Raw genomic sequence first — 21,026 nt, 5'->3', positions numbered from 1 at the left:
GCCGTATCAGCGCTGATGGCGGTTAGCGGCATATATTATGAAGAGTCGGGGATCGATGATGAAAATGATGACATGCCCTCTGAATGGGCTTAGAAACATCAACGAATTTGTTTTTGGTGGTGAGGTGACGGCGCTGCCGGATCTGCAGGCAACAGATCAGGCCTGGGCGGAGTACACCTTCTATAAGAATAACAGTACAGGTGTTGTCCGTGAGTGGTGGTACCACAGCGCGTCCGGTTATTGGTTTGTGGCGGAACGTGACCGAACCAGTGAGCAGATTATCCGCACCTATGATTCTGCGCTATTAGCGGATGAGGTCACCACAACTCAGTTTGGAGTGGGATCATCATCTGGGGAGGTGGTCTTATGAGTGCACCGAACCCTGCTGTTTTGCATCGTCTACCGGAGCCCATGGGGCTGCTGCTGGATCGGCGACAAACGGTTGAATTTGAGTTTGAAGGTACACCTATTGTTGGCTTAAAAGGCGATACGCTGGCTAGTGCCTTACTGGCAAACCGGGAGTGGGTCTGGTCACGGTCTTTTAAATACCATCGTCCCCGTGGCCCACTGACGCTGTCCGGGCATGATGCTAATAGTCTGGTTCAGCTACCGGATGAGCCTAACGTACTGGCTGATCGCCAGCTGGCCAGTAATGGCATCAGCATTGGCGGGCAAAATGTAAACGGTAGCCTGAAAAAAGACAAAGATGCCATTTTGAATCACTTTGGCCGCTTTATGCCGGTGGGGTTTTACTACCGGGCGTTCTATAAACCTAAGGGGGTTTGGGACTGGTGGGAGAAGAAGATCCGGGTGAAGGCGGGGCTTGGGGTTGCTGATCTTAAGTTTAAGCCAGAATACTACGATAAGGCCTTTTTACACCACGATCTGGTGGTAGTGGGCTCTGGCCCGGCGGGGCTTTCTGCTGCCCTGAAAGCGGCTGACACAGGTGCCGATGTTCTGCTGTTGGAGGAGAGCCCGATCCTGGGGGGCGCGTTGACCTATGCCGCTTTCCCGGATGGTGCCGAGCCCGAGTCGCTGCGTCAGGATCTGGTGGCTCAAGTTGAGGCGCATCAAAATATTTCGGTAATGACGGATGCGGTCTGTAATGCTTGGTTTATGGATAACTGGCTGCCGGTGTTAAAGGGAAGACGCCTTTATAAGGTACGAGCTAAACAGTGCATCATGGCAACTGGTGCTTATGAGCAACATGTGGTTTTTCGGGGTAATGACCTTCCGGGGGTTGTGCTGTCCAGCGCTGCGATGCGCATAATGAAACTCTACGCGGTGAAACCCGGTGAACGTGCCGTGGTGCTGACCGGCAACGAAGATGGTTATCTGACCGCTCTGACACTTAAACAACAGCAGGTTAAGGTTTGTGCCGTGGCGGAAATGCGTCAGGCATCTGAGCTTTCAGCAGCAGAACAGGATCTGGTCAGGCAGCTGGTCGGCATGGGAGTGGACGTTCGCTTCAGTCAGACGGTTTATGAAGCAAAAGGTGATCTGCATCTGAAGTCTGTTGAGCTTCGCACCATCACCTCACCGGGTGAAGTAGCTAGCGATTACGAAATTATTCCCTGCGACCTGCTCTGCATGTCTGCCGGTTATATGCCAGCCTACCAACTACTGTGTCAAGCGGGAGGTCAGCTCTCTTACAGTGATGAACGGGCTGCATTCTCACTGAAAAATCTGCCGGAAAATCTGCATATTGCCGGTTCTGTCAACGGGATTTATGGCTTATCTGCTGTAATAGCAGATGGTGAACGGGCTGCCATTGAGGCTCTGAGAGAGCTGGGGCTGAGTGATGAGTCAGCCACCAAGGTGTTGTGCGATAAAACGATGAACTTTCCCTGGCCGATCTTCCCTCACCCTAAGGGCAAAGAGTTTGTGGATTTTGATGAAGATCTTCAGGTTAAGGATATCGTTAATGCCACCCGAATGGGTTACCGTGATATTCAACTGGTGAAACGTTTCTCCACCGTTGGCATGGGCCCCAGTCAGGGGCGGCACTCAGCACTGCCAACGGCGCGACTGGTGGCGAAGGTGACCCAACGTACCGTATCGGAAACCGGTGTGACAACGGCGCGCCCGCCGTTAACGCCGGAGAAGCTGGCTTATCTGGCTGGCCGAGGGTTTGACCCCTATCGGCACACCGCCATGCACCATCGTCACCTTGAGATGGGAGCAAAGATGATTCCCGCCGGTCTCTGGATGCGTCCGGCTTTTTATCCGACGCCGGATCAGCAGTTGCAAGGCAGTGATGCCAGTCCATTATGGCCTCAGGCACGCCAGATCCGTAATGCCTGCATCGAAAATGAGTCCAGTCATGTGCGTCAGAAGGTAGGACTGATTGATGTCTCAACTTTGGGTGGCATTGAGTTGCGCGGGCCGGATGCTGCAGAACTGATGAATCGTATCTACACCTTCGGTTTTCTGAAACAGCCGGTGGGTAAAACCCGTTATGCTGTTTTGACCAATGACCAGGGCGTCGTGATTGATGATGGTGTGGCCTGTCGCTTTGCTGATGACCACTTCTATGTGACGGCGACCACCACAGGGGTTGATACGGTCTACCGTCTGATGACCTTCTGGAATACCCAGTGGCGGCTGGATGTTGATATCACTAATGTCAGCTCTGCCTTTGCCGCCGTCAACCTTGCGGGGCCGGACAGCCGTAAGGTTCTGGAACGTTTGACGGATCAGGATCTGAGTCCGGAAGGTTTCCCCTATCTGGCCTGTCGTGAAGGCTTCCTGAATATTCCGGGCAGTGAGCAGGAAATTCCGGTTCGTATGCTACGGGTCGGCTTTGTGGGTGAGTTGGGTTACGAGTTACACGTTCCGGCCCGCTTTGGTGAGCTCCTTTGGGACCTGCTGATGAACGCGGGTGAGTCGTTTGATATCCGACCCTTTGGCGTTGAGACCCAGCGTCTGCTGCGCCTTGAGAAAGGGCATATCATCATCGGGCAGGATACTGACGGCATGAGTCATCCCGGTGAGGTTGCTCTGGGCTGGGCGGTTAGCAAGAAGAAGCCCTACTTCAACGGCTGTCGGGCCGTAGATATTGTGATGAAGCGTCCACAAACCCGAAAACTGGTGGGCTTCACTCTGCCAAAAGAGCTTGTGGCGCAGAACCAGAAGCCGGAGGAGGGGCATCTTGTGCTATCTCATGCCGGTCCGGGGGCTGATATCAGCGGCCATGTGACCTCTTGTGAATACTCACCAACGGTTAACGCCATTATCGGCATGGCCTATGTGGGGATCGAACAGTCGGATGTGGGCTCTTCATTCCCGATTCGTGTTGAGGGAGACCTGATTGTTAAGGCGGAAGTGTTGGCTCTGCCTTTTTATGATCCTGAACAAAAGCGGCAGGAGGTTTAATTGATGATGCAAACACAAGATCGTTCGCCGGAAGCAGGTGCAGTGCGTACGCCGTACTATCGTCTGTTATCCGGCCAATATGACACTGAGACCGCCTTGGGCGGAAGGTTGTTGACACAGCTTGATGCCGGGGATACCGACCGTCTGAAGCGTGCCGGCATTGTGGATCTGACCCTGCTGCCTCGGGTGGGTTATCGAGGGCTGGGGGCAGAGGCGTTTTTGCGCGACCAGAGCACTCTTTTGCCTGAGACCCCCAATCAGAGCACAGTACAACCTCTTGGGGAGTTGGCGCTTCGACTGAGCCCTACGGAGTTCTGGTTGCTGGGTAGCCTGCAGGATCTGGGGCAGCGGGTTGCGCAGATGCCCCTCCAGCATCGGGATACTCCGGCACACTGTTATCCGTTGTTCTGTGAGGACAGTCATGCCTGGTTTGCACTGACCGGCGATTATATCGAACAGGTGATGGCCAAGCTTTGTGCGGTGGATCTCCGGGAGAAGGCGTTTCCTGTGGGGGCTATCGCTCAGACATCGGTTGCCCGAACTAACTGTATTGTTGTACGTCACCAGATCCGAGAACTGCCTTGTTTCTCCATTCTCAGTGATATCAGCTCCAGTGAGTATCTGCTGACGGTTTTGCAGGATGCGGTAGCTGAGTATCAGGGAGGCTTGTGCGGTATAGCGCCATTGCTGTAAATACCCTGGGTATCGCCGGAGAGTACTCCGGCGATGCCTTTTGATGGACTTACATTTTCTTCTGTTGATTTTCTAGCCTTGCCCTTCTGTTTGTTTTCTAACTCGGACTCGACTATCGCGATTAATAAAGGCTTGCGCCCTATAGTGGTGCAAGCCAATGTCAGGCCGTGCATTTTGTTGGCAGAGGTTGAGTTAATAGGATGGCGTTAACCTGAAACATCAGCGTTTATAAGGGGTTGCGACGCTGGCATAGCTATTGCTGTTATCTCTGTAACACCTGATTGTTAAGCCCACCTTTTACAGGACTTGGAATATGAGAAAAAGGCTCGGATCTGTATTTAAATCTTTTTCGCGTACCAATGATGCTCAACTGGATACAGGTGACATGATTGACCCGGAATTAGAGTCTTGTCTGGAGGCTGCTATCCCTGATCCTGAGCATCTCCAGAAAAGTAAGCGTTTTTACCGTGCAATGCAGTTAGTCAGTGAACACACCTCTTTACTTTCTCTTCAGGTATTCAGGGCACTGGAAGCTCAGGATAACTTTTTGTCTGAAGTGCGGCAGCGGGCAAATAAGCTGGATGATGAGTTGAATCAGGCTAAAGATCACCTTAACCGCTCAAACAGTACCGTCCACTCTATGCAAAGCCTGATGGATGATGAGGTGAATCAGGTTAATGAGGCGCTCAATGGAACGCTTAGTCAGATCTCCACGGTTTTGCAAGAGAAGGCCAGTAGCGTAACGTCAGTGCTAAGTGGTATTGAGGATATTGGCAAAGGAATTAATTTGTTAGCGCTGAATGCATCCATTGAAGCTGCAAGAGCTGGGGAGCAAGGGCGAGGTTTTGCTGTGGTGGCTGATGAAGTCCGTCGTTTGGCTGCGGTTACTATGGAGCAGGTTCAGGAGGCAGCTGCTCAATTAGATTTTACATCGGTTAACGATGAGCTGAATAATGTCCGTGTCAGTAATATGGCGCGGTTATCGGAGTTTGTGGATACCATTCAAAACTCCAGTCATCAGTTGACGACTCTGTTTCAGTCCATCGAACAGCAGATTGGTACGGTGATGGAGAATACCGGTGTGATTTTTGAAACACTGGAGTTAAGTACCGGTGCGATGGAGCGCATTAATGATAAGAGCCTGCATATTAGTAGTGTTGCCGGTGAAATGAGCAAAGGGCTGAACAGAATTGACCTGATCAATGGCGAGATCGATCAGGCGGTTAGTGCTTTTGACCGGATCAGTCAAAAACTTTATCTGGTACCTGACCCGGGCCATGACCAGCTGGATGATATTCTCCAGCGGGGTATCTTACGGGTTGCCATTGAGCCAAATTTTGTCGGTTTATCCTTTCGGGAACGCTTAGGTGAACCGTTGAAAGGGCTGGATGTGGACTATGCTCAGGCGTTTGCAGACTATCTGGGGGTGAAATGTGAGTTTATTGAAGCTCCCTGGGATATGTGCACTGAGTTGCTCAGTGCGGGCAAGAGCTTTGGAGAACCTCCGGCGGATATTGTGATCAGTGCACTGCCGCCATCTGCTGAGTATGGAAATTTGGCTTATTCCGATGCATATACCTATCTGCATTTTGTCCTTGCCCGGCGCAAAGATGATAGCAGAATCAAGACGCTGAATGACCTGAACGGTAAAGTACTGGGTGTGATCAATGACCCTGCAGCTATTCAGGTGCTGGAAGATAATAATCTGCGCTGGAGTGCCAATGCCAGTAAGCCTGGCGGAAAGGTCGTTCTGGACAACCTGATCGCATACTCGGATCAGTCACGGATTCATAACTGTCTGTCGGATGGGATTGTTGATGCCTTTGGGGTGGATCTGCCAATTTATTACTGGGCGTGCGAAAATCCTCAGAGCCCCTGGTATGGAAAGATTGAGATTCTTCCGGGGCATGCGGAGTTGCAACCTTTTTACTACACCATGGCGGTTTCCGCTTCTGCATCCAGCTATCGATTGTTGGCACAGGCAAACCGCTTTATTCGTTGGTTCAGTAGTCGTCCGGAACGAAATCAGATTGAACAGCGCTGGCAAGGGCAGCCGGTGCAAGGTAAGGCTGGCTATAAAGATGAGCCGGGTAACCTGAAGGGTGAGCTGGAGCTGGAGACAATGTATCAGCAGCACTGTGCCAAATTTGAGATTGAGCTTAAATCAGTGGAAAATTTAGCTAATCGTTGATGATCTGAAGGAATATCATTACCAAGATATCTCAGAGATATAGGGCTAATGTGTCAGCATTCTGAGGTAAAGCAAGGCACAAACCCCCATATAATCAGCTTGGATAAGCTGTAACGCGGGCGGGCGAGAAGGATCTGTGCCTTGCTGTGTTACCTCAGATTACGAATCAGTACCGTTGCTTGTAAAAAGCAAAAGCGTTTTCCGCATCAGCAACGTGCGTAAGAGTGACGGATTAAATGATCAGGAAAAACAGGTTTTTTCGTTTCAATTGTCTGTTTTTTTCGATGATTGGTCGGTTTTACCCGTTTGTTTGCTACTTCTCGTAAAACCTTGTAATTTTTGTGGATCTTCTATCCCTGTATTGATGAGTAATCACCAAGGGTATCAATAAATCATCTCTTTTTATCGGCAGTACCAGGCCCGGATGCGGCCAAAACTGCTTTTATACCGGGATGAATTGGGTCTGGTGTTCGGGTTACTGCGTAATGGCTGACCGAAACGGACTGAATTTCACCGGCTTCTTCCACCAAATATTGTCGGCAGACCTCATCGGCAATAACGGAAGGAGCGGTAAATATCCCCATACCTTCCCGGGCAAAAATTTTAATCAGAGCACTGTCATTAATTTCTGCTTGAACCTTCATATCAATTTTCTGCTGTTTCAACCAGAAGGACAGTTCTGAAAACCACTGAGTGTCCGTATCGTTGGTTAACAGAGGGTGCCCGTCCAGTGAGTAAGGGAAGCCTTGGCGCAGACTCCAAGCCAGTCTTGGGGCTGCAAACATGGAGAGGGGAGAGCTGAGCAGGTGCTTCGGGTGAAGGTCACCAATACCCGCTGACATATCCGGTGTAATGGGTTGGTCGCTAATGACCAGATCCAGTGTCTGTCGTTTCAGGCTGCGCAGCAAGTCAGTCAGGTCTCCGCTGACAATCTTTAATTGCAGCCGTTGCCCACATTCAAGTGCTGGCTGAATAAGCCGGTAAGCGATCATTTTGTGAACGGAAGCAGAAAAGCCCACAGAAAACCTGATGGGTTGGTTGTCATCCGGATTACGCAATACCTGATCCAGTTCCCCGGCCAGTGCGAAAATTTTATTTGCATAGTCTCTGACTTTTTCTCCCAGGGCCGTTAGCTTCAGGCCACGACCTTTACGGCTGAAAAGGGCACCGGTTTTAGCTTCAAAGGCGGAGAGTTGGCCACTCAGGGTTTGAGGGGCCAGATCCAGTTGATCACTGGCTCTGGCAATAGATCCTGTTTCTGCAATAACCCAGAAATAATAGAGATGCTTCAGGTTCAGGTCTTTTAGCACGCAGTTGTTCACTCAATTGTTCAGGGGTAAGTTTACGCCGATTCTAAATAGTGCAAGGCGCACTTTACCAGATTTAATCTCAATCTTTAGTAAACCGGTGAGTGATGTACTGTGAGTCCGGGCTGGCAGATGCTCTGGGTCGTCTTGCATTTGATAGCATTTATTTATTTCTTAATGTTTCAGCGGGTGGTGAATATGTTGATATTTTGTCATGGCTAAAGCCCGGGCGTTGTTTTTCTGACAGACTCCTACAGAACTTCCTGGTGATGACTGCTGAGGTGTATAAAGTAACTGCCTGAGAGGTTATTTATATAGGGAGCAGATGAGTATGGTACGATCAAGTGCTTCCATCTGCTGAGAAAAACGGGCCTTGCAATGAAACATGAGAAATCACGGCCTGTGTATCATGGCTGATCTGCTGAAAATGGAGAAGATGCTGACTGATGATCTTTGCTAAAGATTCTGTTGTCCGCAGAAATGGACTGGCTAACCGCTTAGCATTCTGGGTGGCGATGCTGACTGTTATTGTCATTACAGGGTTAGGTGTCTACTTTGATTACTTCTTGCGTACCAGTTTTCTGGATGCGACCCGAACCCGGATGGCCTACAGCTTTGAGCGTTTAAACTTCAATCTTTCTCAGATCGAATCAAGCCTGAATGATGGCGTTGCTTTTCTTAAAGCTGATGAGACGGCTTTGGCTTCTCTGAAGTTGATCAACCTTTATGACGATAGGAAACACTACACAAGTTTTCTGCCGGATCAGGAGAAGAAAGCTTTAGCTCAGGAGCTACTGAATAAGGTTAAGCTTTCCTTTAACGACTCTATAGTACTTTATGGACGTAAGATGGAAGTCATCGCTTATGTTGCTCGTGATAACAGCAGAGGCTTTCATTTGAATATTATTTCTTACAGAAAGGGGGAGCCGACCCTTTTCCGGCGCTATGAGTCTGAACTGCATTACTCGGAAGTGCCCTGGTCTCTCATAGATGTTGACGGAATTAATTACCAGCATGTGAATTTTTATTCGGATGAGGTTGTAGAGAATAGTACTCATCTGACGCTGCACCGCTCGGTAGAGGGGTTAGCAATTACTTCACATCTGAGTCTTTCAGACAAAAAACCTGATAGTCCCATTGCTCATATTGAGATGTCACGGGTGTTAGGTAAGGGTTACTTTACTGCCCTTTCCGGTAATATGAATCTGGATTTTATCCTTTCAGATGACCCCGCTGGCGGTGTCGAAAATATCGGGCCTCTGCGCGACGATTTGCAGGTGTTCAGTATTTTCGAAGGGCCTGAGCGTTATTATAGCAGCATGTATCTGGATACTCTTGACGGTCGAGTTTTTTTTAACGTTAGTATGCAACGTCACCAGTTAACTCAAGTTCTGAGTCAGAATCGAACCCACCTGTTTGTGCTTTTGCTTGTTGCTGTCCTTTTTGCCCTTTTCTGGATTCGCTTTATTACGGTGCGTAGTCTGCGGCGACCTCTGGATGCGTTGGTGTCTCAGATTCTCAAAATTCAACAGTGTGATTACTCACCAACCCACGTGCTTGAGAGTCGTGACGAGTTGCAGCAGGTTTCTGAGAGTATTAACGTACTGGCCAGTACTGTTCGTGAGCGGGAGTGTTCTCTGACGAAGTCCCGGAAAGAGCTGAAATACTTGTCGGATCATGATGTGCTGACCGGTCTGTCCAACCGCCGTTTCTGGTCGCGCTTTCTGGATGAGTCCCTTAAAAAAGCAGGCCAATTACACAGCTCTGCAGCAATTCTCTTTATTGACCTGGACCAGTTCAAAGAGGTGAACGATATTCAGGGTCATGATGTAGGCGATAAACTATTACAGGCGGTTGCCTCACGGTTGGAGTGTAGCCTTTCAGTAAATGAAACCCTGGCCCGTATCGGTGGCGATGAGTTTAATCTTTTGATCGAGAACCTTCGCTCAGCAGAAGATGCCAGAGTTGTCGCATGCAGAATTATCAGATTGCTCAGTCATCCTTTCACTGTCGGCGAACAGCAGATTAATATCTCTGCAAGCATTGGCATAACGCTCTTTCCTGAAGACGGCCAGGATAGCATTACTCTGACGAAGTATGCTGATCTCGCAATGTACAAAGCCAAGGAAAACGGCCGGAACAGTTTCTGCTTTTTCTCGAAAGAGTTGTCCGCACAGGTTAATGAAAAAGCTGAGCTGGCTAGTGCACTGCGACACGCGCTGAAAGATTTTTCTGAGTTTGAGTTGTATTACCAGCCTAAGGTTTCTGCTGATACCGGTAAAGTGGTTGCCGTTGAGGCTTTGATTCGTTGGCACCACCCATGTCTTGGTCTGGTCTCTCCGGCCCGGTTTATTCCTCTTGCAGAAGAGCTTGGACTTATTGTCCCGCTAGGGGAGTGGGTATTAGTGCAGGGCTGCCAGGACTATATGGAGCTTTCCAGGCTTGGCGTCAGACTGGATCATGTCAGTATCAATGTGTCTAATGTTCAGCTTGATGATGATGCTTTCCCCTCTGTTCTGGATCGGGTTTTACAAGAGAGTGGAATTGCCCCATATGCGCTGGAGCTGGAGATTACAGAGAGCTATATTGCCCGTCAGCCAGGAAAAGCCCGGGAGCGACTACAGTATTTCCGCGATAGAGGTGTTCGTCTTGCGATAGATGATTTTGGTACAGGTTATTCAGCAATGAATACACTGCAGAGTATGCCGGTAACACGAATTAAGATCGATAAATCTTTTGTGGATGGGCTGCCCTGTGATAGCAATAGCGTTGCTTTAACAAGGGCCGTTGTCAGCCTTGCAAAGAACTTTAAACTGGCTTTGACTGCGGAAGGGGTTGAGACAGCGGCTCAACTGGATTTTCTCTCGGCAGAGAAGTGCGATGAAGTTCAGGGATATTACTTTTCCCGGCCGATTACTTTTGATCAGTTGATAGCATACTGCCGAAGTAGTAAGGCTTGACATTTTCGACGTACAACAGCAGACGTACAGCAGCCAATGTATCTGGTGATCTTTTATTTTTATCAGAACGTGTCTGGGGAGCCCCTGATCAGATGTTTTTAATTAGGCGCTCAGTTCATATTTTTTCTCTTTTAAATCAGCCGGTTGCTTTTTGAAAGGTAAGGAAAACTTGATAAAGTGGCCTTTGGTCAGAATCCAAATGTACATATAGGGGATTTTCTTCTGTTACATTTGTTAACAAATGCTTTGGTACTGTATATACTTAAGTTCATTCGACAATGGCAGTGACCTCCCTTTTTTGGGATTAATTTATTTAAACGTCTCTGATGGCTTGATAGTTACTTCTACCTTAGCATTGATTGGCTCCGAATCATGGCGCTCAATTGGCTGAGTTAAGATTAAGTCTCAGATACACAGGTATGTGAACTACGTTTTTTAACGTTTTGGGGTTCGTTTGTGCTAGTGCGTAACTATTTGCTCATTCTCTTTCTGTTTATGGTCGGCTGCTCTTCTGTGCCTGATGAATTGAGTGATGATATTGTTGCTGTTCCTGAGCTGGCCGACGATGTTTCATCGGTAAGCAATGATTCCCCATTTGATCGAAAGACACCGTCTATCCATGTCCCAAATGGTGACGCTTTTAACCTTTGGTGGCGCTTTACCGGCAATAAAGAGCTGGAATGGTTGATTGATCGGGCGATCACCAATAGTCAGGATCTGCAGATATCCGCGCAAAGGGTTGTGCAGGCCAAAGCCAGGGCGGTGCAGGCGGGAGCCAGTAGTATGCCTTCGGTGACGGCTCAAACCAGCTATCAGGCAGAAGCCCCTGAAGATGGTTTAGGGACGGTTCCTGTCGGCGGTGATATTAATACCTCGGAAGAGTTTGAAGTCGGGCTTACCGGAAGCTACAGCCCTGATCTGTGGGGGCAAAGAAGTGCTTTACGGTCTTCCGCTGAGCTTAAGTTGAAACAGGCCGTTTTTCAGTATGATGCTCAGCTGCTTGAGCTTATTTCTCAGCTGTCCAAAAGTTACTTTCAATATTTGTCTTTAAACGATCGTATTCTGAATACCCGTGAAACAGAAAAAGTTCTGACTTCGATGCTGCTGGCTATGGAGGACAGGTATGAGCAAGGGGATGCTACCGTTGTTGAAATGCAGATTCAGAGATCCGCTGTTTTTAACTCTAAAGTTCGTCTTCCGACACTGCTTAAAGAACGTGACCAACTTAGTTATCAGATAGCTCGTTTGGTGGGGGTTGCTCCAGGATATTTACAGCTTACAAATGAAGGCCTGGACAGCGTTGCATTGCCATCAGGAGTGTCCGGTATTTCTACGGAGTATGTATTGCGCCGTCCCGATATCCGCGCCATTGAATCTGGAATGTTAGCAGCAGATGCTGACCTTGATGTTGCACGTAAAGCACTTTTGCCCGGGTTAACGCTGTCGGCGGACCTGAGTTCCGGGTCTTTAAATCCTGCTGATCTTTTTCAGCCGAATACTTTGATTTGGAGCACATTAGCGACGCTGAGCGCCACTGTTTTTGATGGCGGCGCTAAAGAGCAGGAAGTTAAATATGCCCAATCTGTGCGTAATGAGCTGGTTGAGTCTTATGTGGACACAGTTTTTGATGGTCTGCTTGCTGCCCGAACGGCGGTAGCCGAGCTTGAGTTTAGCGGTGAGCGTCTGGCGATGCAGCGTGAGTCTGCCAAGGCCGCAAAGATCGCTCAGAACTTTGGCTTTGAATCTTACTCTGTGGGTGGAATCGACTTCCTGACGTATTTGGATTCAATGCAATCTTATCAGGATCGCCAAGATAATCTGCATCAATTAGAGCTTGAATATTATCAGGCTTTTGTTGATTTTTACTCTGCTCTGGGCGGCGGAATTCCTTATCGGGATATCTCTGGAGATAGCGAGGTATACGCAGGTCAGCAAGTGTCAGATATTGCTATGCTCTCACCGGCTACTGTGAGTAAAAAAAAATACAAACAAACGGGTTGGCTTAAAGAACCTGGACTGATGAAGGAAAGCCCCTGGTTGGTTAAGCTGACTGGCGTTTATGATTATTTTGCAGTGGAAGCCCTGATGAGGGATCTTCCTCGGCGCTATGAAACACTCACTCCGGCAGAGTCTGTTTTGATTGAAGTTATTGATGTTGGCTTGCCGGCTGAAGAGACCACTGCATCGGTGTCTGATGCTGTTTGGTATGCTGTCAATTTTTCAGGTTTTTCTTCAGAAGAAGAAGCGCAGCAGTGGTGCCAGATGCTTCGCCAGAATCAACAGCGGTGTGTTGTTTATCAGCCAGAAGAAAACTTCCGGTATGCGGCATTATTTGATGTTGAAGAAACTGAAAAGCGTTCCTATCAGACAGGGGAGTCGATACTGGCAAAACGGCACAAAGCGGAGTATGTGGCTGAGAACACACCGTTAAGGACTTCTGCAGGAGGGATGCCTCTTGGTCAGATGTACTCATTGCTTAAAATTGAGCAAGGGCATGCTTGGTTAATCGGGAATCGCTCATACCGTGTCTGGCGTTTTCCTGTGGGTGCGCGGCTTGCCTACGATGGCAAACTGAAAAGCGTTAACCCGAGCCGGGCCGTTGTCAGTTTTGATAATAGAGATTACCTGCTTCGTCCTCTTTATAAAGTCGAGAGTGTCGAATCTGGTGCAGAGGGTAATCTTTTTGCCCGCCTCCGTTGGGGTGGCCCAAGTGGAGAGATTTATTATCACCGGGAAGGCGACCGTCTATACGGAAAAGGCCGTATTGAGTCTATAACTGAAAATCGTGTAGATATTCGTTGGGGAGGCAAGCTGATTTCCTTGCCCGTCATGGAGTGACCGGATATGACGAATAAAGCTTCTGCAGAGTTATCTGCAATGGATGAGTTAACGCCCAGGCAGCATCAGATTCTGAAACTGATGCAACAGGGTAAGGTTAATAAAGAGATTGCCCGTGAGTTGGATATTAGCCTTGGCACTGTGAAACAGCATCTGGTAGCCATATTCAGAAAACTTAATGTTCAGAACCGAACAATGGCTGTAGCCCGTCTGGCGGAGTTTAAAGACCAGTCGGGTTTTGATCAGGTATTTTCAGGCGAAACCCTGATGGCAAAACGACCTTGTATTGTTTTAAGCCTGAAAATAGGCAAAGGACAGCCAAGGGCTGCTCGCAAACGGTTTCATACCTGCTTGTCAGAAATGGCATTTGATTGCAATGCGTTCTTTATAAGTCGTGAAGAGGGGGAAGGGGATCTTATTTTTGGTCTGAAAAGATCCTCAGCCCAGGATATGAGGTTGGCAACACTTGTTGCTGACCATGTCAATCGGGTTATGAGCAATCCTTTAGACCTGGATTCATCATTGCCGTCTGGTGGGTCGGTACTGAGTGGTGCCATTGTAGCTGGCCTTATTAATATCAGCCAAAACCGCTTTGGTGGCTGGTCCGGCGATACAGTCGGTAGCCACGTTCTGAGCTGGGGGCACCGCTTGCGGGATAGCGCTCCCGGTGGATATCTGGTTATAGACCAGCCGGTTCAGGATGTTATGAAGGCGTTTGACCTGACAATGCCGAATGGAGTACCTGATCAGTTAGCGTTCTCTGATATTTCTACGCTTAATGACTGGGATGTTCGGACGGATAAGCCTTTGGTAGGCCGGGAAAGCGAATTTTCTGAGATTGAGAAGCTCCTTGCCGGTGCCTTCAGTATTCTTATCGTTGAGGGTGAGAACGGCATAGGCAAGTCTCGATTGTGTCGTGAGGCTGCAAGGAAAGCGATCAGCCAAAAGTACTTCCTGTCTTATATTCGGGTTTTACCCACCGGGTATCTTGATAGTGCAAACAATGGTTACTATGACCAATGGCAGGATATTGTGCGGGCCTTACCGGACAATACTCCGGTTTTGGTTGTTGTTGATGAAGCACATCATCTTACTGATGAAGGCTGTGCAGACCTGACTGAGTATATGAATGGTTTGCCTGAGCATCATAAGCTGCTAGTCAGTGGACGCCAGTCTCAGACGTATGCTTTTGACCCTTCTATTGAACTAATTGTCCGTAAAGTTCACCTGCAGCGCCTGTCTCAGTCTGACCTGGATACTTTTTTCAGTGGTGCTGATGTCAGTCCTGAGCTTGCTGAGCGTTGTCGTGGTATCCCTCTGTTTGCCCGAGAGTTGGCTATGAATGAACCCGGTACTATATCTTTTGCACTTTTGGTTACCGTAGCCTCTCGTATTGATAAATTCCGTGTTGACTGGAAGCTCCTGTACTGTGTGGCCTCCCATAAAGAAAGTGTTTCTATGATTCGCCTGTCAGAACTGATGTGCGATGACTTTGCTTATATCAAAGCAGCAGTCAACCGGGCTGTCGCTTTAGGGGTTCTCTCTCTGGACGAAGCACAGGCCAGCTTTAAACATCCTCTGGTCAAAGATGTTGTCCATTACCTGTTTAAGCCAAATCAACATTCCGACGTAGTAAGTAGAGCTTCATGAGTCAGAATCAAAATAAATTATTCTCCAGGCAGCAAAATTCAGGTACCGGATATACTCCGAAAACTGAAATAAAAGGCATACGGTCACTGCGCAAAATATTAGCGTCACGTGATGTGCGGCGTCTCATTCCTGTGATCGTTCTTACCTCTTTAATGACCAATGTGCTTGCTCTGGCTTTACCGTTGGGTATGTTGCAGATCTTTGATCGGGTATTAAAAAATCAGTCAATAGATACCTTGGTTGTTCTGACCATAGGTATTGTGATGATGATGCTGCTTGAGGAATTGCTCAAAGGTATTAACACGACGGTTACAAACTGGCTTGGTGCCCGATTTAAGCACAGAGCCAGTATGCAGGTATTAAACAAGCTGTTTCAGATTCCTATGCGCCTGTTCAGCAAAGAAGAACCTGGTGCATATGCTGAAAAAATGCAGACGGTATCTAAGGTTGCTGATGTTTATTCCGGCAGTGCTCTTTTGGTTCTGTTGGATCTTCCTTTTGTCTTTATCTTTTTAGGGGCTATCTGGCTTATTGCCGGAGAGCTCGTCATTGTTCCTCTTTTACTGATGCTTGTTTTTCTGGTTGCCGTTATCTTTTTCGGTCGTTGGATGTATAAGCAAATTATTATGCGGGATACCAACGATGAGCGCCGGATAAGCTTTTTAACAGAAGTTTTAGCGGGTTTGCTTTCAGTTAAGACGATGTCGCTTGAAAGTATTATGCAGCGCAGGTACGAGCGCCTGAAGGAGAATAGTGCTTCCCAGGGGGAGCGTTTATTCTTTGGTAATAACTTTGCAAGCAACCTGGGCAGCGTTATGTCTCAGGTTATGATTGTTCTGGTGATCTTTTTCGGAGCGATGCTTGTTCTTGATGGTGACATGAGTTTTGGGGCGCTTGCTGCATGCATGATGTTATCGGTAAGAGCGTTACAGCCTCTGCAAAAAGCGTTGAGTACCTGGCTTCGTTATCAGGCATTTATAGCCGGAGATAAACGACTTAGTTCTGTCTTGTCGATGCCTGGTGATCATGAGGTTGGACTGGCCCCTCTGTCTGGTGTCTATAATGAGCTGGCCTTGGATAATATTTCCCTGGGTAGTGAGACTGAAGATGGGACAACGTACCTTTTCAAAAACCTTAATCTGGGGGTTACTAAAGGGCAGTGCATCGCGATCCGTGGTGACAGTGGTAGTGGTAAGACAACACTTCTGTCTCTGATTAATGGTATTGAGACGCCGGATTCAGGTCAGGTTCTGGTTGATGGTGAGAAGATTACTGCATACCAGTCAGAGACGGTTCGTCAGAAGATTGCCATGCTGCCACAGCAGGGTACGGTATTTGTTGGTTCTATCCTGGAAAACCTGACAATGTTCGAGCCCAGCCGGGAGGCACGAGCACTGGAGATCTCTGAACAGATCGGCCTGGATATGGTTGTTGCTGGTATGAAGCAAGGGTATCAGACCCCTCTTGGTGAAAATGCCAGTGAGATTTTACCTATGGGGGTTCGCCAGCTGATTGCTATTGTACGGGCTTTGGCTTACGACCCTGATGTTGTGCTGTTTGATGAAGCTAACAGTGCTCTGGATTTTGAAGGTGATAAGAAGCTGCGTCACTATCTTGAGTCCCGTAAAGGTGATCTGACCATCATTATGGTGGCTAACCGACCATCTATGGTTAAGTTGGCAGATACGATCTATCGTATTCAGGATGGCAAGTTGGTTTCAGACGATGGTGAGTTTACGTTTGCCCGTCATGAGCATGAGGATACAGGGGCAAGCCGCCCTACTGCCGATAACGCAATGGAATCTGTGATCGGAACCCGTGTCTTTAATGAGTCCGACTTATCACGCTGCCTTCTGCCTCTGGCAAGATATCTTGGGTGGGGCGGGAGTGTGCGTGAGTTTGCACAATCGCTCCCTCACCTGGCCGATCAGATCGATCTGTCATATTTCTTTGGTGCTATGGTTAATATGGGCTTCAAAGCCCGTTTTTATGGCAATAATTTCAAGCAATTTGATAACCGCCTGCTTCCCTGTATTTTTGTCCCTGACCAGAAGCCTGCGCTTGTGGTCCTTGAAGTACTTTCAGACGGTGATTTCCGGGTATTTAACAGCAAGACAAATGAAGAAGAGATCCATAAAACATTGCCAGAGGGTAAAGGTGAAATCTATATTTTTCAGCCGTTGCCACCGGATGAAGAGCAAAGTAAGCGCCCTTGGGTTCGAGAACTTTTCTGGAAATTTCGCAAGCATTTGAGCCTAGTCTTTCTGATTACGCTTCTTAGCACAGGCCTGGCGATTGCTCCCTCTCTTTTTGTGCGCTCTGTTTTTGATACGGTTTTACCTACCGGCGATATTGTGATGGGAGCTTATCTGCTCTTTGGTGTTGGCTTAGCAATCAGTATCGGCTGGTTTCTGAATACCCTCAGAGGGAAACTGTTGGCGTATATCGGAGGGCGTATCGAATATATTCTGGGTAGCAGTATCTTTGAGCGTGTACTTCGTTTACCAACCTCTTCACTGAATGGCGTTTCTGTTAGTCGTCAGATTAGCCGAATTAAAAGTCTTGAGCGCCTGAGAGAGCTATTTTTAGGGCCTCTTGTTACTCTATTTTTTGATCTGCCAGCCAGTATTATTCTGCTTGTGGTTATCTTTTTGATTAACCCGTGGGCTGGGGCCGTCATGCTGGTATCTATTTTTGCATTTTTTGTGCTTTTGCTTCTGACTCGCCCTCTTGTGGATCGTGCTTCAGAATTAGCATCTGAATCTTCAGGCAAAAAAAGTGAGTTGGTGGATGAGTCATTGGGCAAAATGCGCGGCCTTCGTATTCTTGGCGGCCAGACTGTCTGGATGAAGCGTTTCCGTGATATTAGCGGCACATCGGCTCATACAGGTTTCAGTGAACAGCAGACTCAGCAGAAAATTTCTGCGGTATCGCACCTTATTGGCAGCCTGACAGGATTGGCGATTTTGGTAACGTCTGCTTATATGGTCATTCTTCAGGCGATTACCCCGGGAACCATCATGGCGACCATGATTCTGACCTGGAGGCTTATTTCGCCACTACAGAATCTCTTTAATGCGCTAAGCAGTTGGTCGCGTATCTCTACTAATATGTTTCAGGTTAACCAGCTGATGAAGCTGGCCCAGGAAAGTGACGGGCATAACCCGGAGGCGAACCGTTTCGTCAATAAAGGTGCGATCGATTTTAATCGTGTTTCATTCCGGTATGCCGCTCACCTGGACCCCGTTTTACTGGGTGTCACCTTTAAGGTTCCTTCGGGTAAGTTACTGGGAATAACCGGCCCGGACGGTGCAGGTAAGTCTACGCTACTGGCTTTGATTAGTCGTTTACACTCTCCTCAGGCAGGATCATTGCGTATTGATGGCATTGACACCCGCCAGATAGACGCAGAATACCTGCGGTCGATCATCAGTTATATGCCGCAGAACTGTGATATTTTCTACGGTACTATTGCGCAGAATTTGCGTTTGGCACACCCGGCAGCAACAGAAGAAGAGCTGTGGTGGGCCATTGGTATGGCTGGGTTGACGCAGGATGTTAAGCGAATGGAGCAAGGTATTAATACCCGAATTTCCGATTCCAGTTCCGATGAGATGTCGAACGGATTTCGTCAGCGGCTTTCTTTGGCAAGAACAGTCCTTAAGCCATCCTCTATTGTTCTGCTTGATGAGCCTGGTAACGGAATGGATGATGCTGGTGATGAAGCCCTGATGCGCTGTATTAGCTGGCTTAGAGGGCGCGTTACACTGGTTCTGGTCACACCAAGGCCAAGTCATTTGAGAGACGCCGACCATATTCTCTATATGGAAAACGGCACGGTTACAGCGCGCGGTAGTTACGCCGAAATTGAAGACAAAATTATGGCAGGATTGAACTAATGTCCGGTAAATCCAAAAAACAAGAGCGCAAGGCTCAGGTCGGCGAATATACAAATAATCTCAGCGCTGAACTCTCGCTGGGTTCCAGGCAGCGTCGGTTATTATCAGAAACCATTCAGGTTGAAGATGAGCTTATACCCTCTTATGCCAAGCCAGTGTTATATCTGGTTATTCTTATGGTAATAGCTTTTTTTGCCTGGGCATCGGTTACTCAGTTAACAGAGGTTACCTCTGCGCCAGGAGAGATTATTCCTTCTGGTCAGATTAAGGTTGTGCAGCACCTTAGTGGAGGGACGGTTTCTGATGTTTTGGTGGAGGAGCGTGTTCTGGTTCAGGCCGGTGACATTCTGGTTAAACTTGATGACTCCCGGGCTTTATCTGATCTGCGGCAAATCGAAGGTCGCCTGGCCTCGTTAAAGCTCAGGGCTGAGCGCCAGGAGGCTTTTGTTGTCGGGCGTCAACCGGACTTCAGTACTTATGAGGCGGACTACCCTTCGATGGTAGCGGTTCAGAAACAGCAGTTTAAGAATCAGCTTCAGGTGCGTGAATCCACTCTGGACGTGCTGAATCAGCAGATAAAGCAACGTGAATCACGTATGGAGCAGCTGGGTAAGTCACTTGAATCGGCTCGGGAACATAGCAAACTAACAGAACAGATGTTGACTATGCGCCAGAGTATGGCTGAAAAGCGCCTTATTACCCGTATAACATTGCTTGAAACTGAACGGGCTGCAGTTACTGCTCGTGGTGAAGAAGCGCGCATTCTGAAAGAAATGGATCTTATTCAGCAGGAACTGGCGGAGTCGAAAAGTCGCTTCTATGAAACACAGAATCAGATTTTACAGGAGCCTTTGGATCAGCTGGATCAACTGGAAGCTCAGATTGCAGAAACTCAGGAAGAGCTCAGTAAGGTGCAAAGCCGTTTGGATGAGCTGTGGGTTAAGGCACCATCCAGTGGTTTAGTCTTTAATCTCGGCGTTAACAATCCAGGTCAGGTTGTTCAGCCCGGATCGGTGCTGATGCAGATTGTGCCTGATGATGTTGAACTGGAGGCCGAGGTGCGTATCTCACCGGATGATATTGGCTATGTTCGTCCTGGTCAGAATGTAAATATCAAAGTAAGTAGTTATGACTTTGCAAGATACGGATATGCCAAGGGTAAATTAGATCGTGTTTCAGCATTTAGTACCCTGGATGAATCTGAGCAGCCTTATTTTAAGGGTTGGGTCACTTTGGATAAAAACTATTTAGGTAGTGAGAATACGCGCTTCCCTTTAATGCCGGGTATGGTGGTGTCTGCTGATATTTTAACTGGCGATAAAACACTGCTCGCCTATTTGGCAGACCCGATTACTAAAGGGTTATCTAATAGTTTCGATGAACGCTAATTCATTCCTGTCATTAAAAATATAACTTTTGGTCAGCTGCTATTTAGTAGTTGGCCTTTTATTATCTGAGGGTTAAATTCGAATGTGATATCTAAAACCTGAGGTCTTAAATCATGGCAGATCAAAACAGCAATCCGAAAGAGTCGGGTATTAAGGAAGATACAGGTACTCAGAGAACTTCTGACGAGGCTCTGCTGTTTGATGAGGCAACGGTTCTTAGCCGCGAGGAAGAAGGCGAGCAAAAAGATCCCAGCCGTATTGATACCTCAGAGATTAAGGGGGGAGCTCAGGAATCTGGTAACGAAAATATCCAGACTGTTGTTCCGGAGCAGGGCGATAGCCTGCGCTCCAGTTATAGTGAAGGTATCATTGAACAGGAAGAACTTTCTGAGAAAATTAGCCCGATTGACAGCGAAACTGAAGCTTTAATTCCTGATTCAGAGCTTGGCGATGGTGCGCAGCTTAATGTCAGTGAACAGATCTTCTCTCCGGGAAATGCCCCGTTTGAACCTCAGGGTTCTGCCCCCCAGTCACCAGATATCCCCTCTGATGCCACTTTGAGTGATTTTATTACTCCGCTGGATTCTTCTCAGTCTTCTCAGACTCCGCCTGTTGCAGCTGTACAGGGCGATGGCAACACTAACGCTGCAGAGCCAGAGCCAGAGCCAGAGCCAGAGCCAGAGCCAGAGCCAGAGCCAGAGCCAGAGCCAGAGCCAGAGCCAGAG

11 protein-coding genes are annotated in these 21,026 nt (G+C 48.2%); 10 read left to right on the top strand and 1 reads right to left on the bottom strand.

The genetic code is table 11. The features are described from left to right. The first annotated feature begins 58 nt into the window (after positions 1-58). From ACN0R8_RS10860 to ACN0R8_RS10845, 4 genes are all read left to right on the top strand, one after another. The gene (locus tag ACN0R8_RS10860; RefSeq protein WP_417597302.1) at positions 59-370 is read left to right on the top strand and encodes a sarcosine oxidase subunit delta; all 312 of its coding nucleotides are present in this window, start codon (positions 59-61) and stop codon (positions 368-370) included. Further along, entirely contained in the window at positions 367-3,375 is a 3,009-nt protein-coding gene (locus ACN0R8_RS10855; RefSeq protein ID WP_417597300.1) for an FAD-dependent oxidoreductase, read from the top strand. Before ACN0R8_RS10860 ends, ACN0R8_RS10855 begins: the two co-directional genes overlap by 4 nt. A gap of 3 nt (positions 3,376-3,378) precedes the next feature. Beyond that, positions 3,379-4,068: a sarcosine oxidase subunit gamma gene (locus ACN0R8_RS10850; RefSeq protein WP_417597299.1), complete on the top strand. Its 690-nt coding sequence runs from the start codon at positions 3,379-3,381 to the stop codon at positions 4,066-4,068. 313 nt (positions 4,069-4,381) lie between these two features. Then, complete coding sequence (locus ACN0R8_RS10845) at positions 4,382-6,259, top strand: methyl-accepting chemotaxis protein (RefSeq protein ID WP_417597297.1); 1,878 nt, start codon at positions 4,382-4,384, stop codon at positions 6,257-6,259. A gap of 392 nt (positions 6,260-6,651) precedes the next feature. On the opposite strand, the gene ACN0R8_RS10840 is transcribed toward ACN0R8_RS10845, so the two are convergent. Then, complete coding sequence (locus tag ACN0R8_RS10840; protein WP_417597295.1) at positions 6,652-7,581, bottom strand: LysR family transcriptional regulator; 930 nt, start codon at positions 7,579-7,581, stop codon at positions 6,652-6,654. 431 nt (positions 7,582-8,012) lie between these two features. Between ACN0R8_RS10840 and ACN0R8_RS10835 the strand changes: the two genes are divergently transcribed. From ACN0R8_RS10835 to ACN0R8_RS10810, 6 genes are all read left to right on the top strand, one after another. Then, a complete protein-coding gene (locus tag ACN0R8_RS10835; RefSeq protein ID WP_417597293.1) occupies positions 8,013-10,526 on the top strand; it encodes a putative bifunctional diguanylate cyclase/phosphodiesterase in 2,514 nt (837 codons plus the stop codon). Positions 10,527-10,988: 462 nt separating this feature from the next. After that, entirely contained in the window at positions 10,989-13,364 is a 2,376-nt protein-coding gene (locus ACN0R8_RS10830) for an efflux transporter outer membrane subunit (protein WP_417597291.1), read from the top strand. 6 nt (positions 13,365-13,370) lie between these two features. Then, the gene (locus tag ACN0R8_RS10825; protein WP_417597289.1) at positions 13,371-15,014 is read left to right on the top strand and encodes a LuxR C-terminal-related transcriptional regulator; all 1,644 of its coding nucleotides are present in this window, start codon (positions 13,371-13,373) and stop codon (positions 15,012-15,014) included. Between the two features lie 131 nt (positions 15,015-15,145). Then, the gene (locus ACN0R8_RS10820; RefSeq protein WP_417597287.1) at positions 15,146-18,913 is read left to right on the top strand and encodes a peptidase domain-containing ABC transporter; all 3,768 of its coding nucleotides are present in this window, start codon (positions 15,146-15,148) and stop codon (positions 18,911-18,913) included. Continuing rightward, positions 18,913-20,301: an HlyD family type I secretion periplasmic adaptor subunit gene (locus tag ACN0R8_RS10815; RefSeq protein ID WP_417597285.1), complete on the top strand. Its 1,389-nt coding sequence runs from the start codon at positions 18,913-18,915 to the stop codon at positions 20,299-20,301. Before ACN0R8_RS10820 ends, ACN0R8_RS10815 begins: the two co-directional genes overlap by 1 nt. A 113-nt stretch (positions 20,302-20,414) precedes the next feature. Beyond that, the coding region (locus ACN0R8_RS10810) for a hypothetical protein (RefSeq protein WP_417597282.1) at positions 20,415-21,026 on the top strand (612 nt) is incomplete at its 3' end.

This window comes from Oceanospirillum sp. (assembly GCF_048265165.1).
GTDB lineage: Bacteria > Pseudomonadota > Gammaproteobacteria > Pseudomonadales > Halomonadaceae > Oceanospirillum.
Note: the sequence above shows the minus strand (reverse complement) of the source record. Positions and strands in the feature narration are given on the sequence as shown.